Raw genomic sequence first — 26,054 nt, 5'->3', positions numbered from 1 at the left:
GGTACTTGTATGCAGGTATTCACTGATGAATTTTCCTGGCTCCTCGAAGGGCTACCCACCTACACCCTGCTTCATGAAAAAGGCATGCGCCTTTATAACCTTGGGGCTTTGAAGCATGCCGAACAGTTTTTGCAGTTGCCTGCAACAACAGGTAATGCCGACGCTCAGTTTGCGCTGGCCGATATCATTGAACACACCCCTTCTGAAAACTCGAACCAAATCACTTCGCTCAAACAGCAGATTGAGAGAATCTTGCAAATTGATCGTCCGGGAGAGTTTTACTCGCAACTGGTTGCACGGGCTACACAGCTGATCGAAACGCTGGAGGACAACCAAAAGGCCCGGTACATGCCTCTCTATGAAGCATCTGCCGAGCAAGGAAATATAGACGCGATGCTGCGCCTGAGAGGTGATGCCTGGGAAGCAAGTGCACACAGGCAACTCGAAAGCGGCGTCCGCAACCACGACCCCGAGGCAATCTTGAATATGTATGCATTAACCAGGGATCTGGCCTGGCTAAAACATGCTGCCGCAACCGGGCATGCCATTGCTCAATATCTTTTGGCCACTCTCTACGATAAAGACCCGGCACTGGTGACAGACGGAGCAGATCCGCGAGACACGGTATATGAATTGATCACCAGATCGGCCAATGGCGGATACCCGCCTGCCATGTATTGGTACGCAAATCACATTGAAAACCGCAATAATTTTGCGTTTATTCAACAATGGCGAATCAGGGAGGCCCAGGCAGGCAGCATCAATGCGGTTCAACGGTATGGCCTGGCACTGACCGGCATGGACAGCGATGAAACCCATAACGACACCCTCAGTGGTTCCGAGGCCGACTATGTTAAGGGGTATGCCCTTCTATGGCTGGTTCACCAGATCAAGGGGCGAGGCCACAACCCTTACAGCATCCCGGACAAACTCGCACACCTCGAATCCGAGTTGAGCACTGAGCAGATTGCTGCTGCCAAAAGAGCTGCCCATGAGTGGCACCAACAATACCCCCTGCTATCCGAATTTCGCTTGCGAACCTGTTTACGCTGACCCGGCAAAAATTGAGGCGGCCAAGTATTAACACTCGGTTAATCGATACCCCCCAAGGTGGGCTCTATTCGTAAACACCAAGGTCCGGCGCATGTCTCGTTTGTTTATCTTTTTCTTGTTGATGTTCACGGGTTTTAGCCAGGCATACGCCAGTGAAGACCCGTTTGCACAACAGGCTGACTTTTTGCCGGTAGGCAAGGCGTTTGTATTCAGCAGCGAGCACCTGCCCTCCGGCGAGACCCGCCTGCAGTGGAAGATTGCCGACAGCTACTATCTGTATAAAAAACGTTTCAGATTTGACGGGCTCGACGCCGCACACACGCCTGTATTGCCACAAGGGCTGGAGCACAGTGATGAGTTTTTTGGCGCCACCCAGGTTTATCGTGACAGCGTTGCAATCGTGATCCCGGCGGGAGCCAGCGGTCAGGTCAAGGTCAGCTGGCAAGGCTGCGCCGATGCCGGCCTGTGCTACCCGCCACAAAGCCAGGCTGTCGACTTGGGTGGTACCCAGGCAGCTAGCGTGGAGGGTCAGGCCCAGGACCAGTCACTGGCGAACACATTGCAACAGCGATCATTAGGCTGGAGCCTGCTGCTGTTCTTCGGTTTGGGCCTCCTTCTGGCCTTTACACCGTGCTCCCTGCCCATGCTGCCGATTCTGGCCGGGCTGGTAGTGGGCAGTGGCGCCACGGCCGGGCGCGGGTTTGCCGTGGCCGGCAGTTATGTGATCAGCATGGCACTGGTCTATGCCGGGCTGGGGGTACTGGCAGCGCTGCTGGGCGCCAATTTGCAGGCCCTGTTGCAACAGCCCTGGCTGCTGGGCAGTTTCGCCGCGCTGTTCGTGATACTGGCGCTGCCGATGTTCGGCTTTTTCGAGCTGCAATTGCCCGCCGCCCTGCGCGACCGCCTGGAAACTGCCGGGCGCGGCCGCAAAGGCGGCAGCCTGCTGGGTGCAGGCATTTTGGGGGCCCTCTCGGGCTTGCTGGTAGGCCCCTGCATGACCGCGCCGCTGGCGGGTGCCCTGCTGTATATCGCGCAAAGCGGCAATGCGGTTGAAGGCGGCTTGGTGCTGTTTGTCATGGGCCTGGGCATCGGTGTGCCGCTGTTGTTGCTGGTGACCGTGGGCAGCCGTTTCCTGCCCAAGCCAGGTGCGTGGATGAACCTGATGAAGGGCCTGTTCGGTTTCCTGTTCCTGGGCACCGCGTTGTTGCTGGTGCGTCCGGTGCTCGCCGAGTCGTTGTGGCTGGGCCTGTGGGGCGTGCTGCTGATCGTGCTGGCCTGCAGCCTGTGGCAGCAGGCGCAGGTATTCCTGCGCGCCAGACCTCTGTTCAGCCCGCTCAGCCTGCTGGCAGGCTTGTGGGGCAGCCTGCTGCTGGTGGGCGCCGCGGGGGGCGGCACCGAACTGTGGCAACCGCTGCAGGTGTATACCGCCAAAACCGTGGCAGGCGCTTCGGCCAGTGCCGCCCATGACACCTTTATCACCATCAAGGACCCGGCCAGCCTGGACCGCGAGCTGGCAAGCGCCAAGGCCGAAGGCCAATGGGTAATGCTCGATTACTACGCCGACTGGTGCGTGTCGTGCAAGGTCATGGAAAAACAGGTATTTGCCAAACCCCAGGTGATGGATGCCTTGCAAGGCGTGCGCCTGTTGCGTCTTGACGTAACCGCCGATAATGTCGCCAGCCGCGAGCTGCTCAGCCGCTATCAAGTACCCGGCCCGCCCAGTTTTATCTGGATCGGCCCCAATGGCGTTGAGCGTCGCGGGCAACGCATCACTGGCGAAGTCAACGCCCAGACCTTTTTGAATAACTGGAACGCCACTCGGGAACTCCTCTAAATGCTCACCCTGACCATCGGTTCGTTCGCGCTGGCCATCAACCACTTGCTGCTGATCCTGGCCCTTGCCCTGGCGACACTGGTGGGCTGGCGGGTGGCCAAGCGCGGAGGTGAAAACCCGGAGTCAGTGCTGTTCAGCCTGTTTTTACTGGGTTTGCTGAGCGCACGCATCGGCTTTGTGCTCAGCTACTGGCGCTACTTCAAGGACGACCCGCTGCAAATTCTCGACCTGCGCGATGGCGGTTTTTTGCTGTGGCCAGGGCTGCTGGCAGTGCTGGTCGGCGCGCTCATCTGGGGCTGGCGGCGCGCCGGGTTGCGCCGCCCCCTGGGCTGGGGGCTGGCCAGCGGCCTGGCGTTCTGGCTGCTGGCCAGCCTTTCAAGCAACCTCTACGAAAAAGGCACGCGCCTGCCAGAACTGGTGTTGCGCAATGCCAATGGCGAGTCGGTGCAGTTGAGCAGCTACCAGGGCGGCCCGCTGGTGATCAACCTGTGGGCCACCTGGTGCCCGCCATGCCGCCGGGAAATGCCGGTGCTGCAAAACGCCCAGCACGAGCATCAGAACGTGACGTTCCTGTTCGTCAATCAGGGTGAAAGCATGCAGAGTGTCAGCACTTTTCTGGAAACCCAGGGCTTGAACCTGAGTAACGTGCTGTTCGACAGCGGCGGTCAACTGGCACAAAAGGTCGGCTCCATGGCCCTGCCGACTACGCTGTTCTATAGCGCGGATGGCCGGCTGCTGGGCAGCCATTTGGGCGAGCTGTCAAAAGCCAGCCTGGCCCGGGCGATGGAGCCTTTCAACCTGAACACTTCAATGTCGGCCCAACAGGCCGACCCTGCCAGGAATCAGCACACATGTTTAACCGCAAATTGCTAACCCTGAGCATGGCTACCCTGCTGGGTGCCGCGCTCCTGCAATCGCCTGCGCTGCAAGCCGAAGAGCTGCCGCCGGCAATCAAGAAGATTGAAGCCAAGGGCGCCAAGATCATCGGCAGTTTCGATGCCCCCGGCGGCTTGCGTGGTTACGCCGCCCAGTACCAGAACCGTGGCATGGCGCTGTACCTGACCCCCGACGGCAACGTACTGGTGGGCAACCTGTATGACGCCGACGGCAAGGACTTGAGCCTGGCCCCCCTGCAAAAGCTGGTGTACGAGCCAATGGCCAAGCAGGTATGGGCCGAGATGGAAAAGAGCAACTGGATTGCTGACGGCAAGGCCGATGCGCCGCGTATCGTTTACCTGTTCAGCGACCCGAACTGCCCGTATTGCAACATGTTCTGGGAGCAGGCCCGCCCCTGGGTCGACTCGGGCAAGGTGCAATTGCGCCATATCATGGTAGGCATCATCCGCGAAGACAGCCCGGCTAAATCCGCGGCTCTATTGGCCGCCAAAGATCCGCAGCAAGCCCTTCACGAACACGAGAAAGCCGGCAAGGCCAGTACCCTAAAACCCCTGACCAAAATCCCGGCCGATGTTCAGGCCAAGCTCGATGCCAACGCCAAGTTGATGGAAGAGCTGGACGTGGCAGCCACACCGGCAATTTTCTACCAGGACGCACAAGGCAACCTGCAACAGCAGCAAGGCGCGCCGTCGCCGGACAAGCTGGTGCAGATCCTCGGGCCCAAGTAAAACCCGCAGGCTGCGATCGCCGGGGCACGGGATCGCAGCCTCGCCAGCGCCGGCGTGAGCCAGGTCTCAGTTCGCCCTTTTAAGGTGCGATTAATTCTGTTTCTCAATTGACAATCATTATCATTAAGCCTAGCTTGTGAACAGCTGTGTAGGACGCCTCCCACGAAGAGGTCCTCACTCACTCATTCGCAGCAGGTGATCTCCATGACGGAACCCATGTCCACAGGCAAGTGCGACTCACCCCTACTTCAAGCCTTTGTCGATAACCGGCTGGTGCTGGTCAAAATTGCAGCCCGCATCACCGGCTGCCGCTACAGGGCTGAAGATGTGGTGCAGGATGCCTTCTTCCGTTTGCAGTCCGCACCGCAGATCACCTCGTCCTTCAAGGCCCAGCTCAGCTACCTGTTCCAGATCGTGCGCAACCTGGCGATCGACCACTACCGCAAGCAGGCGCTGGAGCAAAAATACTCGGGCACCGAAGAAGAAGGCCTCAATGTGGTGATCCACGGCGCTTCGCCGGAAGCCTCGCTGATCAATTTCTCGACCCTGGAACATATCGCAGTGGCGCTCACCGAATTGCCGAGCCGCACCCGCTATGCCTTCGAGATGTATCGCCTGCACGGCGTGCAGCAAAAGGACATCGCCAAGGAACTTGGCGTGTCGCCGACCCTGGTCAACTTCATGATTCGCGATGCCTTGATCCATTGCCGCGAAGTGTCGGGCACTCACGCCGATACCTACGCGCGGCGTTGATACTGCTGCGCCAACAAAGGCTGACATAACCTGTAGCCGCTGCCGAAGGCTGCGATCGGCGGCGAAGCCGGCGCAAAACCCCCTCCCTACATCCCCACCACGGCAATCTTGTAAGGTGCAAAAATAGCTTGCAGCTGGCCGTTGTCACGCAGCTTTTGCATCATCTGGGCAAAATTGCGGCTCTGGATTGGTGCTTCAGGCCGCAGCAAGGCGTAATGACGATAGGTCTGGTCGACCCGCTCGGACACCATCACCCGCGAACGGGTCTCAGGGTCGCTGCGCAACATCTCGATCAGGTTGGAGCGGGTCATCAAGGCAATATCCGCACGACCGCGCAACACCATCAACAGATTGCTTTCGTGGGAATAGGTCAGGGTTGCCGCAAACGTTTCGGCAAGGTACTTGGGTGCCGGGTTGAACCCGGCAAAGGCGTAGTGATAGCCGCTGAACAGCGCAAGGCGCTTGCCGCTCAAATCATCAAAATAGCTTTGCTGACGATCAGGCTGCTGGCGGGCAACAAACACTTCAGCGTCTTCCAGCCCCATATCAACGGCAACGTAAGAGAACGCCTGCCAGCCCCAGGCCGGGTTCTCGAACATCAGCATGTCCACCCGCCCCCGCTCGAAATCGCGCACACGTCGCGGCACAGAACTGGGTACCAGGACAAATCGGTAGTCGTCCTGCAACTGGTTGAGGGCATCGAGCAGTTGCGACAGCAAGCCGGTGTCGACGCCGCGTTCGGGGCGTACGGTATACGGCGGAAAATGCGCAGCACCCACCCGTACTTCCTGGGCGCACCACACCGGTGTCAGCCAGACCATACCGAGGGTCAGCAACAGGCTGTGGGCCAACTGTAGCGGCGAACACTTCAAAACCATACGCACCTGACGCCGCCCCGGGCTGGAACTTATTGATCGACACGCGACCTGAGATCGGGCACGCACATCATTAAAGCGCATATAGACTAGCAAGCAAGCCCCCTGCCGGCCCACTACAAAATAAGCGCCTGGCCCCGGGTTTTAGCTACGCTCCCACTTCACGCCGATGCTGTTAAAGGAAGCTGCACATGCCTCACTGGCTGGTAATTGACCTGGAAGCCACTACCGATGATGGCGGCTGGCCCCTGGAGGAAATGGAAGTGATTGAAATCGGCGCCAGCGTGGTCACCCGCGCGGGGCGTGAGGTGGATCATTTCCAGCGTTTCATTCGCCCGCAACGGCGCCCCCTGTTGACGCCTTTTTGCCGCCAACTGACCCGCATCACCCAGGCCAATATTGATGCGGGGGCACCGATGAGGCAGGTGTGGGAACAGTTCGAACGCTGGTTGGGCCAGCACCTGCCCAAACTGGAAGGCTGGGCCAGCTGGGGCGAATACGACCGCAAACAGCTGGAGCAGGAGTGGCGCCAACAGCAACTGCACAGCGCCCTGCAGCAATTGCCGCACATGAACCTCAAGCAGCAATTTGCCAGGGCCCGCCAGTTAAAGCAGCCGCTGGGCCTTAACAGCGCCCTGCAACTGGCCGGGATGCAGTTCAGTGGCCAGCAGCACCGGGCGCTGGAAGACGCGCGTAATACCGCGCGTTTATTGCCGCTGGTGCTCAAGGGCTAGGGCCACAAAAGGGCGTGACGAGATAAAACCGCTTCTGCATACTGGCCAGCCCTTTTTAGCCCATTCCGAGGAATCGCCATGTTTAAAGTCAACGAATACTTCGACGGCACCGTCAAGTCGATTGCCTTCGCCCAAACCGAAGGCAAGGCCACCATTGGCGTCATGGCTGCGGGCGAATACGAGTTCGGTACTGCCGAACGTGAAATCATGCATGTGGTCTCCGGCGAGCTGAGCGTCAAGCTGCCGGGCAGTAGCGAGTATGAAACCTTCAAGACCGGCAGCCAGTTCAATGTGCCGGCCAACAGCAAGTTCCAGCTCAAGGTCGCAGTGGATACCGCTTACCTGTGTGAGTACCGCTAAGGCCAAACCCCTGTGGGAGCGGGCTTGCTTGCGATGGCAGCACCGCGATTTCACTGATAGACCGCATTGCCTGCATCGCAGGCTAGCCAACTCCCACACTAGACCGTCGCATTGAACTGCAACGCCGCCAGCCGCGCATACAGCGGGTTGCTGGCGATCAATTGGGCGTGGGTGCCGATAGCAACCAGTTTGCCCTGGTCCATCACCGCGATACGGTCAGCATTCTGCACAGTGGCCAGACGATGGGCGATCACCAGCGTTGTACGCCCCCGCATCAGGCTGGGCAAAGCCTGCTGGATCAAATGCTCACTCTGGGCATCAAGCGCACTGGTAGCCTCGTCCAGCAACAGGATCGGCGCATCCACCAGCAACGCCCGGGCAATTGCCAGACGCTGGCGTTGCCCTCCCGACAACCCCAGGCCGCCATCTCCCAAATGGGTTTTATAACCCTCGGGCATTTGCAGGATAAAGTCGTGGGCATGGGCAATGCGGGCCGCCGCCTGGACTTGCTCGTCACTGGCCCCGGCATTGCCGTAGCGAATGTTGTCTTGAATGCTGCCAAAAAACAGCGCCGGGGTTTGCGACACCAGGGCAAAGCAGCGACGCAAGTCCTGCGGGTCAAGCTGGGTGATCGGTTGGCCTTCCAGCAGAATCCGGCCTTGCTGGGGGTCGTAAAAGCGCAGCAACAAGTCAAACAATGTCGACTTGCCTGCCCCCGAAGGCCCGACCAGCGCCAGGGTTTCTCCCGCATTGACCGTCAGGCTCAAGCCGTCAATGGCATGGCTTTCTGGCCGTGAGGGGTAGGAAAAACGCAGGTTTTCAAGCTCAAGGTTGCCCTCCACCCGCGCGGGCAACACGCGTAAATCCGTGCTCGGCGCCAGGATCAGGCTTTTTGCCTGCAGCAGTTCGGCGATCCGCTCAGCCGCCCCCGCCGCCTGTTGCAGCTCGCCAATCACCTCGCTCAAGGTACCGAACGCACTGCCTACCACCAGGCTGTAAAACACAAAGGCGGCCAGCTCGCCGCCGGTGATGCGCCCGGCGATCACGTCCATGCCGCCCACCCACAGCATCACTCCCACAGCCCCCAGCACCAGCAGGATCACCAGGGTAATCAGCCAGGCCCGTTGCAGGATACGTTTGCGGGCAGTGGCAAACGCATGCTCGACGGTGCTGGCAAAGCGCTGCTGGTCTTGCTGTTGATGGTTGTAGGCCTGCACCGTCTTGATCTGGCTCAGGGCCTCGGCCACATAACTGCCGACATCGGCGATCCGGTCCTGGCTCTGGCGCGACAGGCTGCGCACCCGACGGCCAAAAAACAGAATCGGGACCAGTACCAGCGGCAAAGCGACCACCACGATACTGGTGAGCTTGGGGTTGGTGACAAACAACAGGATCACGCCGCCGATCACCATCAGGCTGTTGCGCAGGAACAACGACAGTGAAGAACCGATCACCGATTGCAGCAGAGTGGTGTCGGTCGTCAGGCGGGACTGGATTTCCGAGCTGCGGTTGTTCTCGTAGAACCCCGGGTGCAAGCCGATCAGGTGATTGAACACCTGGCGCCGGATATCGGCGACCACCCGCTCGCCGATCCACGACACCAGATAAAAGCGCACAAAGGTACCCACAGACAAACCCAGCACCAGTACCAGGAAAAATCCGATGCTCTGGTTGAGCAGGTGCGGTGACTGGGTCATAAACCCCTTGTCGACCAGCAGCCGGATACCCTGCCCCATCGACAAGGTGATGCCTGCCGTGACAATCAGAGCCAATAGCGCACCAAAGGCTTGCCAGCGATAGGGCGCAATAAAATGGGTGGCCAGACGAATGGCGCGGCGGTGACGGGAAGACAGCATCGGCAGGTATCCAGAGAGTGGACAAGCGTAAAAAGCCTGCACAGCCTACAACGAAGTTCGCCCCGGGCCGGTAAACCTTTCTCACTCGTTTTGAATATGACCCGCAACCACAAAGCCTAGACGGTAATGTTCTAAAGTCGGGCTGGAAGTTTCAGGATATTTCTGTTGGACTGGGGTGGTCGCCAAGTTTGTCACAGCTTGGTCATTAAACGGATCTACAGTAGCGCTACACCCTGATGAGGAGACAGGCCATGGATTTGCAACAGAACGCTCAAGCCGTACCGGTTATTCGCACCCAGCCACAGCAATCTCTGGGGTGCGCGTTTATCGACGAAAATGGTCAGGAAGTGCTGATCACTGAAGCGATGATCCAGGACGCCTGCCACGAGCTGGAGCAACGTCTGGTCAAGCCTTCACGCAAAGACTGATCCCAAGATCACACAGCATTCGTTTCACTGACCGGCCTGGTTACCCAAGGCCGGTTTTTTTATGCCCGCAGGCTCAGACCGGCACTGCGCCCAAGGCCTTTACCAGTTGTTTCAAGGCTACTGACTCGCCCTCGATATGCACCTGCAAGCCTTCGATTTCACGGCGAATCGGGTAGTGCTTGCGCAAGCCGTCGAAGGCCAGCTTCTGCTCTTGCACGGTACCGATCAGGCTGCGACGAAAATCGGCATCGTCACGACGCGGGTCATACACGCCTCGGCACAGCATCGCCAAGGCCCAGGCCGGGTCGCTGCTGGCGCTCAGTTCGACCTTGGCCAGCCAGGGTGCAGGCAACAGGTCGGCCAATTTGACCTCTGGGCTATGGCCCAGGAAATCACACAACGCCTGATAAATCTGCGCCGTGCCGCGCTGTTTGCCGTCCAGGCTGTAGCCGGCAATATGCGGGGTCGCCAGCACACACAAGTCCGCCAGTTCGACGTCCACTTGCGGCTCGCCTTCCCACACGTCCAGCACCGCTTGCAGGTCATCGCGGCGGGTTAGTACTTCACGCAGCGCGGCATTGTCCACCACTGGCCCACGACTGGCGTTGATCAGCCAGGTGCCGGGTTTCAACTGCTCCAGGCGCTGCTGATCGAGCAAGTGCCAGGTCGGGTAATCGCCGCCCTTGTCCAGGGGCGTATGCAGGCTGAGCACATCGCACTGCTGGATAATCTGTTCAAGGCTGACGTAGTCACCGCCTTCAGCGGCCTGGCGCACCGGGTCGCACACCAGCACATTGAAGCCCAATGCACGCAGGACGTTAACCAGCCGCCCGCCCACTTCGCCGGCGCCAACCACGCCATAGGTACGCTGGGTCAAGTCGGCGCCTTCGATTTCAGCCAGGGTCAGCAGGCTACCCAGCACATAGTCCACTACCCCACGCGCATTGCAGCCAGGGGCACTGGACCACTGGATACCGGCTTGCTGAAAGTAGTCCAGCGCCAGGTGATCGGTGCCGATGGTACAAGTGCCGACAAACCGCACTGCGCTGCCTTCGAGCAGCTCGCGGTCCACTTTGGTCACCGAGCGCACCAGCAAAACATCGGCATCGTGGACGTCGGCGCGGTTGATCTGGCGCCCCGGCAGGCGGCGTATTTCACCGAAGTCAGCAAAAAATTCTTCAATCAGCGGAATATTTTCGTCAGCAACAATCAACATGGCAGGCTCCTTTCGCGGAGTGGCAGTGTAGGCGTTGTTACGCGCAATGGGCCAGCCGGGTGTGCAGGTACTTGCCGGCACGTTTACAAAGCGCCTACAACTCGGTGTTAACTGACCGTTTGGTCAGGCGTACAATCCCCGGCTTTGCGCGTTTAACCCTGTGGATGCAAGCCTGTGAACTCTGTGACCCAACCCTCCTCCTCCATTGCTGTCAGCCGCCCGGCCCGAGTGCGCACCGAAGTGCGCGCGCTGCTGGCGCTGGCGTTCCCCATCATCATTTCGCAAATCGCCACCACGGCCATGGGCTTTGTCGATGCGGTGATGGCCGGGCGCGTCGGCCCGCGGGACCTGGCCGCCGTGGCACTGGGCAACTCGATCTGGGTGCCGGTGTTTTTGCTGATGTCGGGTATTTTGCTGGCGACCACCCCCAAGGTCGCCCAGCGTTTTGGCGCCAATACCCACGGCGAAATCGGCCCGATCGTACGCCAGGCCTTGTGGCTGGCCCTGATCACCGGCTTGTGTGCGGCGCTGATCCTGATTGGCGCAGAACCGCTGTTGCACCTGATGAAGGTCGATCCGGAGCTGATTGCACCCAGCATGGGCTACCTGCACGGGATCGCCAGCGGCATGCCCGCCGTGGGCCTGTATTGCGTGTTGCGCAATTTCAGTGATGGCCTGGGCAAAACCCGGCCAAGCATGATCCTGGGGCTCAGCGCCTTGGCCCTGAATATCCCGATCAACTACATCTTTATCTATGGCCACTTTGGCGTTCCGGCAATGGGTGGCGTGGGCTGCGGCTGGGCCACGGCCATTGTGATGTGGTTTATGGCGCTGGGCATGGTGGCCTGGACTTATAGAGGCGCCATCTACCAATCGAGCAAGGTCTACAGCCATTTTGAATGGCCTAAATGGTCGATCCTCAAGCGCTTGCTCAGCGTGGGCTTGCCGATCGGCATCGCGGTCTTTGCCGAGTCGAGCATTTTTGCGGTGATTGCGCTGTTGATTGGCAGCCTGGGTGCCACGGTGGTGGCGGGCCATCAAATCGCCCTGAACTTCAGCTCGCTGGTATTCATGATTCCGTACTCATTGGGCATGGCGATTACCGTACGCGTGGGCCAGGCCCTGGGCCGTGAACAGCCGCGCGAAGCACGCTTTGTGGCGGGCGTGGGCATGGGCACCGCACTGGTGTGGGCGGCGATTTCTGCCAGTCTGATCCTGCTGTTGCGCCAACAGATTGCCACCGTCTATACCGCGGACCCGCTGGTGATCGAGGTGGCGACCATGCTGCTGATGTTTGCCGCGCTATATCAGTTCTCGGACGTGATCCAGGTGACTGCGGCCGGTGCCCTGCGCGGTTATCAGGACACGCGGGTAACGATGATCCTGACCTTGTTTGCTTATTGGGGGATTGGCTTGCCGGTGGGCTACGCGCTGGGGCTGACCGACTGGTTCGGCCCGGCCAATGGCCCGAGCGGGCTGTGGCAGGGCTTGATCGTCGGCCTGACCTGCGCTGCGCTGATGCTGGGCGTGCGGTTGGCGCGCAGTGCGAAAAGGCATATCCGCCGCAGCACATAAATGATTGTGGGAACGGCGCAATTCCTGTGGGAGCCGGGCTTGCCCGCGATGGCTTCACCGCGGTTTGCCTGACAGACCGTGGCGCCTGCATCGCGAGCAAGCCCGCTCCCACAAGTGCGGCGCAATGTCTGTGGGAGCTATCAATCCTGCTTCTTGCGAATCCAGTACAGGTACTTGCCCGCCTCTTCCTGCTGCCCCACCAGCTCATGGTCCAGAAACACGCAGAACTTGGGGATGTCGCGGCGGGTCGAAGGATCCGTCGCAATGACTTTCAACAAGCCGCCCGGTGCCAGGTCGCGGATGTATTGGTGCAGCATCATCACCGGCTCCGGGCAGTTCAGCCCGGTAGCGTCCAGGGTGCCGTCAACCGGCAGGTCGGTAAAACTCATCTGTTACTCCCCGATCAGCGAGATTTAGGTTTTTTAACGTCGATTCGACGCAAATGACAGGTCACTTCTTCACGGTCGTGGTACAGCTGCTTGCAGCCGATTTCAACCTGGATGCCCCGGGCCTTGAAGCCGTCGGCAATGCGGTCGAGCAGGCGGCGCACTTCGGCGTAGCGCTGTTTCATCGGCAGTTTCAGGTTGACCACCGCTTCGCGGCAATGGCCTTCGCCGATCCACTCTTCAAGCATCGCCGCATTACGCGCCGGCTTCTCGACGATATCGCAGACCATCCAGTCCACCGGCTGCTTGGGTTTGAAGGTAAAGCCATCGGCCATCAAGTGTTGCACCAGGCCGGTGTCCATCAGGCTCTCGGCCATCGGGCCATTGTCGATGGCGGTCACGATCATGCCGCGGTTAACCAGTTGCCAAGTCCAGCCACCCGGCGCAGCGCCAAGGTCGACGCCGGTCATGTCGCTGTGCAGGCGCTCGTCCCACTGATCGCGGGGAATAAAGTGGTGCCAGGCTTCTTCCAGTTTAAGGGTCGAACGGCTCGGCGCTTCACGGGGGAACTTCAGGCGCGGGATGCCCATCGGCCACATGGCCGAGTTGTTGGCCGCAGCCAGGCCAAGAAACACTTCGCGACCACTTTTAAAGGTCAGCAACAGGCGCGGCTTGCTGGCGTCCTCTTCTTCCGTCAGCTTGCCGGCCTTGATCAAGGCCTTGCGCAGGTGGCCGTCGAACTTTTTACAGAAGTTGGACAGTTCCTTGCCGTCGTTGGTGTCGACCAACTCCAGCCACAGGCTGCCACACACCGGGAAGTCGGCCATGTGCTCGAGAATGACGCTGATCCGGTCGGTTTCCGGCAGGTCGACAAAGCCGCCACGGGCCCATTGGCGCGGGAAGATCAGCTCGGCGAAACGCAGATTGTTCATCAGGCGTTCGGCGCCGCCCTCTTCAGTGCACACAAACTCGGCACAGGCAGTGCCCGGTTTGGCCTTGGCGTAGCCAGACACATTAAGGCGGGCGGCATGCTCGGCAATTTCCGAGCAAACTTCGCCTTCAAACCCGGGCCGGCAGTGCATAAAAACGGTGTTCATTGAATTACTCCTGGGCAGCGGGCAGGAATTGGCCGGCTGCGCATCCTTGATTTGGCGCAAGGACTGTCACGAAAAGGTCGGCATGATAGCCGAGTTCGGAACCTTGAACCCGCATAGACAGTCCAGTTATTAGCCACAGCCCCTAATCAGAGCTAGGTTAGAAGCTCTGCTTGTGCCACGTGATCCGTCTAAAGGAGTCATTTCATGTCCTCCCTCGATAGCCTGAACACCCTCGCCACACTAAAAGTCGACGATAAGACTTATCACTATTACAGCCTTGCGCTCGCCGCCAACTCTCTGGGCGATTTGAGCCAGTTACCCATGTCGCTCAAAGTGCTGCTGGAAAACCTGCTGCGCTGGGAAGACGGCAAGACCGTCACCGAACCCGATCTCAAGGCGCTGGCCGCCTGGCTGAAGGCGCGGCGCAGCGACCGGGAAATCCAGTACCGCCCTGCCCGGGTACTGATGCAGGATTTTACCGGTGTGCCGGCAGTGGTCGACCTGGCCGCCATGCGCGCCGCCATGGCCAAGGCCGGGGGCGACCCGCAACGTATCAACCCGCTGTCCCCCGTGGATCTGGTGATTGACCACTCAGTGATGGTCGATCGGTTTGCCAGCGCCAGCGCCTTCGAGCAAAACGTCGATATCGAGATGGAGCGCAACGGCGAGCGCTATGCGTTTCTGCGCTGGGGGCAAAATGCCTTCGATAATTTCAGCGTGGTCCCGCCGGGCACCGGGATTTGCCACCAGGTAAACCTCGAATATTTGGGCCGTACCGTGTGGACCAAGGACGAAGACGGCCGCACCTACGCCTTCCCCGACACGCTGGTCGGCACCGACTCCCACACCACCATGATCAATGGCCTCGGTGTGCTGGGCTGGGGCGTGGGCGGGATTGAAGCGGAAGCGGCAATGCTCGGCCAGCCGGTATCGATGCTGATCCCGGAAGTGGTGGGTTTCAAGCTCAGCGGCAAGCTCAAGGAAGGCATCACCGCCACAGACCTGGTGCTAACGGTCACGCAAATGCTGCGCAGCAAGGGGGTGGTCGGCAAATTCGTTGAATTTTATGGTGATGGCCTCGCGGACCTGCCCTTGGCCGACCGCGCCACCATTGCCAATATGGCCCCTGAATACGGTGCCACCTGCGGGTTTTTCCCGGTGGATGAAATCACCCTGGATTATCTGCGCCTCTCAGGTCGTCCTGAAGCCACGGTCAAGCTGGTGGAGGCTTACTGCAAGGCCCAGGGGCTGTGGCGGGTCACTGGCCAGGAGCCGATTTTCAGCGAAACCCTGGCCCTGGACATGGGCACCGTAGAAGCCAGCCTGGCCGGGCCAAAACGCCCGCAAGACCGGGTTGCGCTGCCCAATGTCGGGCAAGCATTCGACGACTTTCTCAGCCTGCAATTCAAACCGGCCACGAAAAAAGAAGAAGGCCGCCTTGAAAGTGAAGGCGGTGGCGGTGTAGCCGTAGGCAATGCGGATCTGATCGGCGAAGCGGACTACAGCTATGAAGGCCAAACTTACCGCCTGAAAAATGGTGCGGTGGTGATTGCTGCCATCACCTCTTGCACCAACACCTCCAACCCCAGCGTGATGATGGCCGCAGGCCTGGTGGCGAAAAAAGCCGTGGAAAAAGGCCTGACCCGCCAACCGTGGGTCAAGACCTCCCTGGCGCCCGGCTCCAAGGTGGTCACCGATTACTACAAGGCCGCTGGCCTGACCCCGTACCTCGACCAGCTGGGCTTTGCCCTGGTTGGCTATGGCTGCACTACCTGTATCGGCAACTCCGGGCCACTGTCCGAGCCGATTGAAAAAGCCATTACCCAGTCTGACCTTACCGTAGCCTCGGTCCTGTCCGGTAACCGCAACTTTGAGGGGCGGGTTCACCCGCTGGTGAAAACCAACTGGCTGGCCTCGCCGCCACTGGTTGTCGCTTATGCCCTTGCAGGCACTGTACGAATAGATATCAGCCGTGACCCGCTGGGCACCGGCAAGGACGGCAAACCGGTGTACCTGCGCGATATCTGGCCTAGCCAGAAAGAAATCGCCGATGCCGTGGCCCAAGTGACTACCGGCATGTTCCACAAGGAATACGCCGAAGTCTTTGCTGGCGACGCACAATGGCAAGCCATCGAAGTACCGCAGGCCGCGACGTATGTCTGGCAAGAGGATTCGACCTACATCCAGCATCCACCCTTCTTCGACCAGATCAGCGGGCCGTTACCGGTAATTGCTGACGTCAAGGGCGCGAATATTCTGGCACTGCTCGGCGACTCGGTAACTACCGACCACATTTCCCCTGCCGGCAATATCAAGGCAGACAGCCCCGCCGGGCGCTACCTGCGGGAAAAAGGCGTAGAACCACGGGACTTCAACTCCTACGGTTCGCGCCGTGGCAACCATGAAGTGATGATGCGCGGCACCTTTGCCAATATCCGCATACGCAACGAAATGCTCGGCGGCGAAGAAGGTGGCAACACGATCTATATCCCCACCGGTGAGAAACTGCCGATCTACGATGCGGCCATGCGCTATCAGGCTTCAGGCACGCCACTGGTGGTGATCGCCGGCCAGGAATACGGCACCGGCTCAAGCCGTGACTGGGCCGCCAAGGGCACCAACCTGCTGGGGGTCAAAGCGGTGATTGCCGAGAGCTTCGAGCGTATCCACCGCTCCAACCTGGTGGGTATGGGCGTATTGCCCTTGCAGTTCAAGCTCGACCAGAACCGCAAGAGCCTGAACCTGACGGGCAAGGAAACCCTGGATATCCTCGGCTTGACCGGCAGCGAACTGCAACCGCGAATGAACCTGACCCTGGTAATCACCCGCGAAGATGGCAGCCAGGAAAAGGTCGAGGTGCTGTGCAGGATCGATACGCTTAACGAGGTGGAATACTTCAAGGCTGGAGGGATATTGCACTACGTGCTGCGTCAGCTGATTGCTTCATAGCCGCACCTTCCCCCTGTGGGAGCGGGCTTGCTCGCGATGGCAGCGACGCGGTTTGCCTGAACGGACTGCGCCGTCTGCATCGCCGGCAAGCCAGCTCCCACAGGTAGTGCTGTGCCACATTAAGCTGCGATGTGCAGGATCATTGTGGGAGCAGGCTCGCTCCCACAGGGCCACGAATCGTTATACTTGCGCACCCCGGACTGGATCCGGGGTGTTTTTTAACGATTGCAAGGATTCACATGATCGCTTTGCCCTGGCCTTACCTGGCCCTTCTAACCCTGGGCTACGGCCTTGCCCTGAGCTACGGGCAACTGGGTGTTCAAACCTTGATCGCGCTGGCCCTGCTGACTGTCAGCGGGCTTGCCGTTCTGCAGCGCAAAAGCCATTACCTGCGTTATGCCGGGCACGCCTTGTTTGTGCTGCTGGCGCTGGCGCTGGCCTTGCACTGGCTGCCAGGCTTCCATAACGGCCGCGCCATCACCCCCACGCGCCTGACCCCGGATGCCGTACCCTTCTCGATGTACTTCAACCTGGACAAACCGCTGATTGGCTTCTGGCTGCTGTTGGTATGCCCCTGGATAGCCCCACGTTTTTCCTGGCGTGTGTCTTTGCGCGCCACCGCGATGGGTCTGGCCCTGGCTGCCATTGCCGCGCTGGGCGGCGCAATGCTGTTGGGCATGGTGGCCTGGGCACCAAAATGGCCACATCAGGGCACCCTCTGGCTGTTGAATAATCTGCTGCTGGTAACCCTGGTTGAAGAAGCACTGTTTCGCGGTTATATCCAGGGCGGGTTAAGCCGCAAGCTCAAGTTGCTGCCCTATGGCCAGACCGTAGCGCTGGTCGTGGCCTCGGTGCTGTTTGGCCTGGCACATGCGCCAGCAGGCTGGCAATGGATGTTGCTGGCAGGGCTGGCAGGCATTGGCTATGGCCTGGCCTACCGCTTTGGCGGGCTGAGTGCTGCGATCGCCACGCACTTTGGGCTTAACGTGCTGCACTTGGTGTTTTTTACTTACCCGATGCTCACGCCCTGAAGGCCCGGCGCCTGAAATATAAATTAAACAATTCCTGACCCATGCCGACAGCCTGTCAAAGTCTTGCGGATTGAAACGACATGCGTAATAACCAGCCCATCACTCAACGCGAACGCACATTTCCCGCGCAGCAACGGTTGATTTCCACGACCGATGCCAAAGGCGTCATCACCTACTGCAACGATGCGTTCAGGGAAATCAGCGGATTTTCGCGTGAGGAGCTGATACGTGCGCCGCACAATCTGGTGCGCCACCCTGACGTGCCGCCCGCAGTCTTCGAGCATATGTGGAGCACCCTGAAAAAGGGTTCGCCGTGGATGGGCATCGTCAAAAACCGCTGCAAGAACGGCGACCACTATTGGGTCAACGCTTATGTAACCCCGGTTTTCGAAAACGAGCGTGTGGTGGGTTACGAGTCGGTGCGGGTCAAGCCGACGGCCGAGCAGATCCGCCGCGCCGAAGCCCTGTACTTGCGCCTCAATCGCGGCAAGTCGGCGGTGCCCCAACGCGACAAGTGGCTGCCGGTGCTGCAGGACTGGCTGCCGTTTATTCTGGTCAGCCAGTTGAGCTTCATGATTGGCGCCACGCTCAATTCCAGCTGGGGTTTTGCCCTGGCGGCCCTGCTGTCGATTCCGCTGGGCCTGCTGGGCCTGAGCTGGCAACAACGCGGGGTCAAGCGCCTGCTGCGCCTGGCCGAGCAAACCACCTCCGACCCGTTGATTGCGCAGATGTACACCGACAGCCGCGGCCCGCAAGCGCGTCTGGAAATGTCCATCCTGAGCCAGGAAGCACGCCTGAAGACCTGTCTGACACGTTTGCAGGACACTGCCGAGCACCTCAGTGGCCAGGCGCGCCAGTCCGACATCCTCGCACACAAAAGCTCCACAGGCCTGGAGCGCCAGCGCGTCGAGACCGAGCAAGTGGCCACGGCCGTCAACCAGATGGCCGCCACCACCCAGGAAGTGGCCAGCCATGTGCAACGCACCGCCGACGCCACCCAGGAAGCCAACCGCCTGACCAGCCGCGGCCGCGATATTGCCGGGGAAACCCGCGAAGCGATCCAGCGACTGTCGGTGGTAGTGGGTGAAACCGGAGCCACAGTGACGCAGCTGGCAAAGGACAGTGACGAGATTGGTGGCGTTGTTGACGTGATCAAGGGCATTGCCGACCAGACCAACCTGCTGGCCCTGAACGCCGCCATCGAAGCGGCGCGGGCCGGGGAAATGGGCCGTGGCTTTGCCGTGGTAGCTGACGAAGTGCGCCAGCTGGCGCAACGCACCAGTGCTTCAACCGGGCAGATTCACAGCCTGATCGCCAAGCTGCAGCAGACCGCCGCCACGGCGGTACAAACCATGGACGCCGGTCACCGGCAGGCCGAAGAAGGTGTGGCGCGGGTACTGGAAGCCGACCAGGCGCTGGTGGGCATCAGCGAAGCGGTGGCCAATATCACTGACATGACCACCCAGATCGCGGCGGCGACCGAGGAGCAAAGTGCCGTGGCCGAGGAAATCAGCCGCAACATCAGCACCATTGCCGACCTGGCCGACCAGACCTCAGAGCAGGCGCAGCATTCGGCGCTGTTGAGCGAGGAGCTGACCCAGACCGTGAATACCCAGTATTCGTTGGTGGAGCGGTTTAACCGCTAAGGTCATCGAATACACCTACCCCGCCCGTAGCAGCTGCCGAAGGCACGAGGCTGCGTTCGAGCGCGAAGCGGTCGTAAACCTGAGTCCGCGGTCTGACTGGAAGACCGAGATATCAGATTTTACGACGGCTTAGCCGCCGAACGCAGCCTCGTGCCTTCGGCAGCTGCTACAGGGCCTTGCGCAACCACCCCGCGATCCTGTCCGCCGCCGCATCCAGATGCTGTTCATGGGTGAACCCTGAGGCCTTCAGCGGCTTGAGGTCATGATCAGCCGCCTCCAGCCACATCAACTCAATACCCGGCGCCAGTGTGTAGGCCTCCACCGCCGCACGGTTGCCCAGCGCATCACGTTCGCCCTGCACGATCAGGGTCGGGGTTTTCAATTGCGCCAGGTGCGCCACCCGCGGTTTTTCCGGCTTGCCTGCGGCATAGAACGGATAACCCAGGCAAACCAGTGCGTCGGCGTTGAGCTCATCCGCCACCAGGCTGGCCATGCGCCCGCCCATTGACTTGCCGCCAATGGCCAACGGCCCAGCGACATGCCGTCGCACCTCGGTAAAAACTTCTCGCCAGCTTTCGAGCAATTTGACCTGCTGATTAGGCGGCCTTTTGCCACCATCGAGACGGCGTTGTGCCATATACGGGAATTCAAAGCGCAATACGCTCACCCCGCGCGCAGCAAGGCGTTCAGCCATGCCGTCCATCCAGTTACTGTCCATCGGCGCACCCGCACCGTGGGCCAGGATCAGGGTCGCGAATGCGCCCCCGCCAGCGTCATTCCACAGCCAGCCCCGTTCCCGCGCGCACTGCGCCCATTGATCCCCGTCAATACCGGCCTTGCCCGCTACGACCATGCTTGCCTCGCTTTTAGTCTGCTTATAACTCCAGGCGTGCGTTTGAACGCGCCTGAACCGTGGATGGGGAACCATGAACACTTCTACAAGTACCGCCTACAACTACAAGGTGGTCCGCCAATTTGCCATTATGACGGTGGTTTGGGGCATCGTCGGTATGGGGCTCGGCGTTTTTCTCGCTGCGCAGTTGGTTTGGCCAGAACTCAACTTCAATTTGCCTTGGACCAGTTTCGGGCGCCTGCGCCCATTGCACACCAACGCCGTGATTTTCGCCTTCGGCGGCTGCGCACTGTTCGCCGCCTCGTTCTACTCGGTACAACGCACCTGCCAGGCCACCCTGTTCTCGCCGAAAATCGCGGCGTTTACCTTTTGGGGCTGGCAGCTGGTGATTGTGCTCGCGGCCATCAGCCTGCCGCTGGGCTACACCAGTTCCAAGGAATACGCCGAGCTGGAATGGCCGATCGACATTTTGATCACCATCGTATGGGTCGCTTACGCCATCGTGTTTTTCGGCACGATCATGAAGCGCAAGACCAAACACATTTATGTGGGTAACTGGTTTTTCGGCGCGTTTATCGTGACCGTGGCGATTTTGCATATCGTCAACAACCTGGAAATCCCGGTCAGTTTCACCAAGTCCTACTCACTCTACGGTGGCGCCACTGACGCTATGGTGCAGTGGTGGTATGGCCACAACGCTGTGGGCTTTTTCCTGACGGCGGGCTTTTTGGGGATGATGTACTACTTCGTACCCAAGCAGGCCGAGCGTCCGATCTACTCCTATCGCCTGTCCATCGTGCACTTCTGGGCGCTGATCACCCTGTACATCTGGGCCGGCCCTCACCACTTGCACTACACCGCGCTGCCCGACTGGGCACAGTCGCTGGGCATGGTGATGTCGCTGATCCTGCTGGCGCCAAGCTGGGGCGGCATGATCAACGGCATGATGACCCTGTCGGGGGCCTGGCATAAGCTGCGCAGCGACCCGATCCTGCGCTTCCTGGTGGTGTCCCTGGCCTTCTACGGCATGTCGACCTTCGAAGGCCCGATGATGGCAATCAAGACCGTCAACGCCCTCTCCCACTACACCGACTGGACCATCGGCCACGTACACGCCGGCGCTCTGGGCTGGGTGGCGATGATTTCGATTGGCGCGCTGTATCACATGATCCCGAAAATCTTCGGCCGCCCGCAGATGTACAGCCTGGGCCTGATCAACGCGCACTTCTGGCTGGCCACCATCGGCACCGTGCTCTACATCGCTTCGATGTGGGTCAATGGTATCGCCCAGGGCCTGATGTGGCGCGCAGTCAACGAAGACGGCACGCTGACTTACTCCTTCGTCGAAACCCTGGTGGCCAGCCACCCCGGCTTTGTCGTGCGACTGGTCGGCGGGGCGATCTTCTTCAGCGGCATGTTGCTGATGGCTTACAACACTTGGCGCACCGTGCGTAACGCCGAGCCCGCTGAAGTCGTAGCCGCCGCGCAGATGGCCTGAGGAGTTGGCAATGAAACACGAAGTCGTTGAAAAAAATATCGGCCTGATGCTGTTGCTGATGATCCTGTGCGTAAGCGTGGGCGGCCTGACCCAAATCGTCCCGCTGTTCTTTGAAGACGTGACCAACACCCCGGTGGAGGGCATGAAGCCTTACACCGCGCTGCAACTGGAAGGTCGCGACATCTACATCCGTGAAGGCTGTGTGCAGTGCCACTCGCAGATGATTCGTCCGTTCCGGGCCGAGACCGAGCGTTATGGTCACTACTCGGTAGCCGGTGAAAGCGTGTGGGACCATCCGTTCCTGTGGGGCTCCAAGCGCACCGGCCCGGACCTGGCCCGCGTCGGCGGCCGCTACTCGGATGACTGGCACCGCGCGCACTTGTACAACCCGCGCAACGTCGTACCCGAGTCGAAAATGCCTGCCTACCCGTGGCTTGTTGCGGCGCCGGTGGACAGCAGCCATACCGAGAAAAAACTCGAAGTGATGCGCACCCTGGGCGTGCCTTACACCGACGAAGACATCGCCAATGCCAAGCAGTCCGTGCAGGGCAAGACCGAGATGGACGCTCTGGTCGCCTACCTGCAAGTGCTGGGCACTGCCATCAAGAGCAAGAGGTGAGTCATGGTCTTGGAGATGAGTAGTGGAATGATTCGCGGCCTGGGCACCGTGGTGGTGGCCGTGGCGTTTATCGGTCTGGCGCTGTGGGTGTTCAGCCCGCGGCGCAAATCGGAGTTTGAAGACGCGACCTTACTGCCATTCAAGGACGATCCAGAGGCGATTCAACACGTCGAGAAAGAACAAGCGTCTAGGAGTAACAAAGCATGACCACCTTCTGGAGTCTGTACATATGCGTGCTGACTATCGGCACGCTGATCGGCCTGACCTGGCTGCTGGTCAGTACGCGCAAGGGCGAAACCAAAAGCGATACCGTCGAAACCATGGGCCACAGCTTTGACGGCATCGAGGAATACGACAACCCGCTGCCGCAATGGTGGTTCATGTTGTTCGTGGGCACCCTGGTGTTTTCGGTGGGTTACCTGATCCTGTACCCGGGCCTGGGCAACTGGAAAGGCCTGCTGCCCGGTTATGAGAACGGCTGGACCGGTGTTCATGAGTGGGAAAAGGAGATGGACAAGGCGGACGCCAAATTCGGGCCCATCTACGCTAAATATGCCTCCATGCCCGTTGAGCAAGTGGCACAAGATCCGGCGGCGCTGAAAATGGGGGGGCGCCTGTTTGCCTCCAACTGCTCGGTGTGTCACGGCTCGGATGCCAAGGGCGCGTTCGGCTTCCCGAACCTGGCCGACAGCACCTGGCGCTGGGGCGGCGATGCCGACACGATCAAGACCACCATCATGGGCGGGCGCATCGCGGCCATGCCGGCCTGGGGCGAAGTACTGGGTGAGGACGGGGTGAAAAACGTCGCCGCCTATGTGCGCCACGACCTGGCAGGCCTGCCGCTGCCTGAAGGCGCCACTGTCGACCTGGCGGCCGGCAAGCAAGCGTTTGATACCACCTGCGTGGCCTGCCACGGGGCAAACGGTAAAGGCATGCCGATGATGGGCGCGCCCGACCTGACCCAACCGGCCGGTTTTATCTACGGCACCAGCCTGGCGCAATTGCAGCAAACCATTCGCCACGGCCGCCAGGGCCATATGCCGGCGCAAAACGAGTTGCTGGGCAACGACAAGGTGCAGTTGCTGGCGGCTTATGTGTTCAGCTTGTCACACGGTAATCAAGAGGAAAAAACTGCCGAATAATTACCGGACATTTCCTGCCGCATCATTTTGGTGCGGCAGTTCCCGCCTCAAAGCGCGACCAAGTGTCGCACCTCTTTCTGCCCCGCCATTGCTCTCCCGCCATTCAAGACTAAGCTCAACGCTTGTGTGAGCCGGATCTGTGCAGCGCCACGTCAAGTGAAACTAACCGGTAAGTTGAAGGGCAGCGTTACGGGCCACAATGGTGGGTTTGCACCGGCTATCGTGCATTACGATGTTTGCCGCGCCTTGCCCCCACCTCAACCCGCCCGCCTCGACCCCTTCACTTTTGCCCTGCATGCGGCGTTTTTGGCGAGGTCACTTTGACCTTACTTCCCGCATGGAAAGGCCGCAGAACAAGCCTTGGAAAGCATTGACCGGGGTCATGGTTCGTTGCAATAGCCCTACGCTTTATACATACTTGCGACCGATTTTTATCCTAATAAAATACCTAAACCGTGGAACCTTAGAATGAGCACAGCAATCAGCCCGACTGCTTATAACTATAAGGTAGTCCGCCAGTTCGCCATCATGACGGTGGTCTGGGGGATCCTTGGCATGGGGCTCGGGGTTTTCATCGCGTCACAGCTTGTGTGGCCTGAATTGAACCTTGGCCTCGAGTGGACGACCTTCGGCCGTCTGCGCCCCCTGCATACCAACCTTGTGATCTTTGCCTTTGGTGGCTGTGCATTGTTTGGCACCTCTTACTACGTCGTGCAGCGAACCTGCCAGACACGACTGATCTCCGATTCGCTGGCCTCGTTTACCTTCTGGGGTTGGCAAGCGGTAATCGTCGGCGCGATCATCACCCTGCCACTGGGTTACACCACAACCAAGGAATACGCCGAGCTGGAATGGCCACTGGCTATTTTGCTGGCGATTGTCTGGGTGACCTACGGCATTGTGTTCTTCGGCACCATTACCAAGCGCAAAACCAAGCACATCTATGTCGGTAACTGGTTCTACGGTGCGTTCATTGTCGTGACGGCAATGCTGCATATCGTCAACCACGCGTCCCTGCCGGTGAGCTTCTTCAAGTCCTACTCGGCTTACGCCGGTGCGACTGACGCCATGATCCAGTGGTGGTATGGCCACAACGCCGTAGGTTTCTTCCTGACTACCGGCTTTTTGGGGATGATGTACTACTTCGTGCCCAAGCAGGCCGAGCGTCCGATCTACTCCTACCGCCTGTCCATCGTGCACTTCTGGGCGCTGATCACCCTGTATATCTGGGCCGGTCCTCACCACCTGCACTACACCGCGCTGCCGGACTGGGCCCAGTCTTTGGGCATGGCGATGTCGATCATCCTGCTGGCTCCAAGCTGGGGCGGCATGATCAACGGCATGATGACCCTCTCGGGCGCCTGGCATAAGCTGCGCACCGACCCGATCCTGCGCTTCCTCGTGGTGTCCCTGGCCTTCTACGGCATGTCGACCTTCGAAGGCCCGATGATGGCCATCAAGACCGTCAACGCGCTGTCGCACTACACCGACTGGACCATCGGCCACGTACACGCCGGCGCTCTGGGTTGGGTGGCGATGATCTCGATCGGCGCCATGTACCACATGATCCCCAAAGTCTACGGCCAGAAGCAGATGTACAGCACCGGCCTGATCAACGTGCACTTCTGGCTGGCGACTATCGGTACCGTGCTTTACATCGCGTCGATGTGGGTCAACGGCATCACCCAGGGCCTGATGTGGCGTGCGATCAACGACGACGGCACGCTGACCTACTCGTTCGTGGAAGCGCTGCAAGCCAGCCACCCGGGCTTTATCGTTCGCGCCCTTGGCGGTGCCATTTTCGCCAGCGGCATGCTGTTCATGGCCTACAACGTGTTCCGTACCGTTCGTGCCTCGAACCCGGTAGAAGCTGAAGCGGCGAGCAAGATCGCTGTAGTTGGAGCCCACTGATGATCAAGCACGAAACAATCGAGAAGAATATCGGCCTGATGGCCTTCTTCATGGTCATTGCCGTGAGCATTGGCGGCCTGACGCAAATCGTTCCGCTGTTCTTCCAGGACGTGACCAACACCCCGGTCGAGGGCATGAAGCCGCGCAGCGCGCTGGAGCTGGAAGGCCGCGATATCTACATCGCCAACGGCTGTGTGGGTTGCCACTCGCAGATGATCCGTCCGTTCCGCGCCGAAACCGAACGTTATGGTCACTACTCGGTGGCCGGTGAAAGCGTATGGGACCACCCGTTCCTGTGGGGCTCCAAGCGCACCGGCCCGGACCTGGCCCGTGTTGGCGGGCGTTACTCCGATGACTGGCAACGTGCGCACTTGTACAACCCGCGCAACGTCGTGCCCGAGTCGATCATGCCGGCGTACCCGTTCCTCGTTGAGCGCAAGCTGGACGGCAAGGACACCGCGAAAAAAATGGAAGTCTTGCGCACGCTCGGCGTCCCTTACACCGACGAAGACATCGCCGGCGCCAAGGATGCAGTGAAGGGCAAAACCGAAATGGACGCACTGGTGGCTTACCTCCAGGGCTTGGGCACCATCATCAAAAGCAAACGGTGATC

At 59.9% G+C, this 26,054-nt stretch carries 24 protein-coding genes; 18 read left to right on the top strand and 6 right to left on the bottom strand.

The genetic code is table 11. The features are described 5' to 3' along the window. Positions 1-9: 9 nt before the first annotated feature. From AB3G35_RS11305 to AB3G35_RS11285, 5 genes are all read left to right on the top strand, one after another. Positions 10-1,053 (top strand): hypothetical protein, encoded by a 1,044-nt coding sequence (locus AB3G35_RS11305; RefSeq protein ID WP_106116112.1) that lies wholly within the window; start codon positions 10-12, stop codon positions 1,051-1,053. Between the two features lie 91 nt (positions 1,054-1,144). Further along, positions 1,145-2,887, top strand: coding sequence for a protein-disulfide reductase DsbD (gene dsbD, locus AB3G35_RS11300; RefSeq protein WP_169908884.1), 1,743 nt, complete (start codon positions 1,145-1,147; stop codon positions 2,885-2,887). Beyond that, positions 2,888-3,760 (top strand): TlpA disulfide reductase family protein, encoded by an 873-nt coding sequence (locus tag AB3G35_RS11295; RefSeq protein WP_016780325.1) that lies wholly within the window; start codon positions 2,888-2,890, stop codon positions 3,758-3,760. Beyond that, a complete protein-coding gene (gene dsbG / locus AB3G35_RS11290; protein ID WP_095040315.1) occupies positions 3,739-4,512 on the top strand; it encodes a thiol:disulfide interchange protein DsbG in 774 nt (257 codons plus the stop codon). The genes AB3G35_RS11295 and dsbG overlap by 22 nt, the downstream gene beginning before the upstream one ends. 204 nt (positions 4,513-4,716) lie before the next feature. Then, the gene (locus AB3G35_RS11285; protein WP_016780323.1) at positions 4,717-5,265 is read left to right on the top strand and encodes an RNA polymerase factor sigma-70; all 549 of its coding nucleotides are present in this window, start codon (positions 4,717-4,719) and stop codon (positions 5,263-5,265) included. Between the two features lie 86 nt (positions 5,266-5,351). Here the strand turns inward: AB3G35_RS11285 and AB3G35_RS11280 are convergent, their stop codons facing one another. Continuing rightward, complete coding sequence (locus AB3G35_RS11280; protein ID WP_016780322.1) at positions 5,352-6,143, bottom strand: ABC transporter substrate-binding protein; 792 nt, start codon at positions 6,141-6,143, stop codon at positions 5,352-5,354. A 188-nt stretch (positions 6,144-6,331) separates the two neighbouring features. Here AB3G35_RS11280 and AB3G35_RS11275 point away from each other — a divergent pair, with 188 nt between their 5' ends. Next, on the top strand, positions 6,332-6,874 hold the full coding sequence (locus AB3G35_RS11275) for an exonuclease domain-containing protein (RefSeq protein ID WP_369782670.1): 543 nt from the start codon (positions 6,332-6,334) through the stop codon (positions 6,872-6,874). Between the two features lie 78 nt (positions 6,875-6,952). Continuing rightward, positions 6,953-7,234: a pyrimidine/purine nucleoside phosphorylase gene (locus tag AB3G35_RS11270; protein ID WP_016780320.1), complete on the top strand. Its 282-nt coding sequence runs from the start codon at positions 6,953-6,955 to the stop codon at positions 7,232-7,234. 98 nt (positions 7,235-7,332) lie between these two features. Here AB3G35_RS11270 and AB3G35_RS11265 read toward each other — a convergent pair whose 3' ends face one another. Next, positions 7,333-9,096 carry an ABC transporter transmembrane domain-containing protein gene (locus AB3G35_RS11265; RefSeq protein WP_369782738.1) on the bottom strand — a complete coding sequence of 588 codons (1,764 nt, stop codon included), beginning with the start codon at positions 9,094-9,096 and terminating at the stop codon, positions 7,333-7,335. A gap of 245 nt (positions 9,097-9,341) precedes the next feature. On the opposite strand from AB3G35_RS11265, the gene AB3G35_RS11260 reads away from it, so the two are divergent. Next, on the top strand, positions 9,342-9,518 hold the full coding sequence (locus AB3G35_RS11260; protein ID WP_016780318.1) for a PA1571 family protein: 177 nt from the start codon (positions 9,342-9,344) through the stop codon (positions 9,516-9,518). Positions 9,519-9,591: 73 nt separating this feature from the next. Here the strand turns inward: AB3G35_RS11260 and pdxB are convergent, their stop codons facing one another. Further along, complete coding sequence (gene pdxB, locus AB3G35_RS11255; protein ID WP_169844536.1) at positions 9,592-10,734, bottom strand: 4-phosphoerythronate dehydrogenase PdxB; 1,143 nt, start codon at positions 10,732-10,734, stop codon at positions 9,592-9,594. A gap of 174 nt (positions 10,735-10,908) precedes the next feature. Between pdxB and AB3G35_RS11250 the strand changes: the two genes are divergently transcribed. Further along, a complete protein-coding gene (locus tag AB3G35_RS11250; protein WP_369782669.1) occupies positions 10,909-12,309 on the top strand; it encodes an MATE family efflux transporter in 1,401 nt (466 codons plus the stop codon). A 140-nt stretch (positions 12,310-12,449) separates the two neighbouring features. Here AB3G35_RS11250 and tusA read toward each other — a convergent pair whose 3' ends face one another. Together tusA and rlmM are read right to left on the bottom strand one after the other, a co-directional pair. Next, entirely contained in the window at positions 12,450-12,698 is a 249-nt protein-coding gene (gene tusA / locus AB3G35_RS11245) for a sulfurtransferase TusA (RefSeq protein WP_016780315.1), read from the bottom strand. A 14-nt stretch (positions 12,699-12,712) separates the two neighbouring features. Next, on the bottom strand, positions 12,713-13,792 hold the full coding sequence (rlmM, locus tag AB3G35_RS11240; protein WP_016780314.1) for a 23S rRNA (cytidine(2498)-2'-O)-methyltransferase RlmM: 1,080 nt from the start codon (positions 13,790-13,792) through the stop codon (positions 12,713-12,715). Positions 13,793-13,996: 204 nt separating this feature from the next. Here rlmM and acnA point away from each other — a divergent pair, with 204 nt between their 5' ends. The 3 genes from acnA (at position 13,997) to AB3G35_RS11225 (ending at position 19,418) form a co-directional block, all read left to right on the top strand. After that, positions 13,997-16,741 carry an aconitate hydratase AcnA gene (gene acnA / locus AB3G35_RS11235; RefSeq protein WP_083369457.1) on the top strand — a complete coding sequence of 915 codons (2,745 nt, stop codon included), beginning with the start codon at positions 13,997-13,999 and terminating at the stop codon, positions 16,739-16,741. A gap of 239 nt (positions 16,742-16,980) precedes the next feature. Then, positions 16,981-17,772, top strand: coding sequence for a CPBP family intramembrane glutamic endopeptidase (locus tag AB3G35_RS11230; protein ID WP_086796230.1), 792 nt, complete (start codon positions 16,981-16,983; stop codon positions 17,770-17,772). Between the two features lie 80 nt (positions 17,773-17,852). Continuing rightward, the gene (locus AB3G35_RS11225) at positions 17,853-19,418 is read left to right on the top strand and encodes a PAS domain-containing methyl-accepting chemotaxis protein (RefSeq protein WP_016780312.1); all 1,566 of its coding nucleotides are present in this window, start codon (positions 17,853-17,855) and stop codon (positions 19,416-19,418) included. 166 nt (positions 19,419-19,584) lie between these two features. Here the strand turns inward: AB3G35_RS11225 and AB3G35_RS11220 are convergent, their stop codons facing one another. After that, on the bottom strand, positions 19,585-20,271 hold the full coding sequence (locus tag AB3G35_RS11220) for an alpha/beta family hydrolase (protein WP_086796229.1): 687 nt from the start codon (positions 20,269-20,271) through the stop codon (positions 19,585-19,587). A gap of 73 nt (positions 20,272-20,344) precedes the next feature. Between AB3G35_RS11220 and ccoN (AB3G35_RS11215) the strand changes: the two genes are divergently transcribed. The 6 genes from ccoN (AB3G35_RS11215) (at position 20,345) to ccoO (AB3G35_RS11190) (ending at position 26,052) form a co-directional block, all read left to right on the top strand. Then, positions 20,345-21,769: a cytochrome-c oxidase, cbb3-type subunit I gene (gene ccoN / locus AB3G35_RS11215; protein ID WP_016780310.1), complete on the top strand. Its 1,425-nt coding sequence runs from the start codon at positions 20,345-20,347 to the stop codon at positions 21,767-21,769. 10 nt (positions 21,770-21,779) lie between these two features. Beyond that, a complete protein-coding gene (gene ccoO / locus AB3G35_RS11210) occupies positions 21,780-22,388 on the top strand; it encodes a cytochrome-c oxidase, cbb3-type subunit II (protein WP_083369456.1) in 609 nt (202 codons plus the stop codon). Positions 22,389-22,403: 15 nt separating this feature from the next. Next, positions 22,404-22,595: a cbb3-type cytochrome c oxidase subunit 3 gene (locus AB3G35_RS11205; protein WP_029611342.1), complete on the top strand. Its 192-nt coding sequence runs from the start codon at positions 22,404-22,406 to the stop codon at positions 22,593-22,595. Further along, positions 22,592-23,530 (top strand): cytochrome-c oxidase, cbb3-type subunit III, encoded by a 939-nt coding sequence (gene ccoP / locus AB3G35_RS11200; RefSeq protein WP_106116321.1) that lies wholly within the window; start codon positions 22,592-22,594, stop codon positions 23,528-23,530. The genes AB3G35_RS11205 and ccoP overlap by 4 nt, the downstream gene beginning before the upstream one ends. Before the next feature lie 468 nt (positions 23,531-23,998). Then, complete coding sequence (ccoN, locus tag AB3G35_RS11195; RefSeq protein WP_016780306.1) at positions 23,999-25,441, top strand: cytochrome-c oxidase, cbb3-type subunit I; 1,443 nt, start codon at positions 23,999-24,001, stop codon at positions 25,439-25,441. Further along, positions 25,441-26,052 (top strand): cytochrome-c oxidase, cbb3-type subunit II, encoded by a 612-nt coding sequence (gene ccoO / locus AB3G35_RS11190; protein ID WP_016780305.1) that lies wholly within the window; start codon positions 25,441-25,443, stop codon positions 26,050-26,052. Before ccoN (AB3G35_RS11195) ends, ccoO (AB3G35_RS11190) begins: the two co-directional genes overlap by 1 nt. The last annotated feature ends 2 nt before the right edge of the window (positions 26,053-26,054 follow it).

Source organism: Pseudomonas sp. WC2401 (genome assembly GCF_041200115.1).
Lineage (GTDB): Bacteria > Pseudomonadota > Gammaproteobacteria > Pseudomonadales > Pseudomonadaceae > Aquipseudomonas > Aquipseudomonas fragi.
The sequence above is the reverse complement of the archived record's forward strand: the minus strand, read 5'-3'. Positions and strand labels throughout refer to the sequence as shown.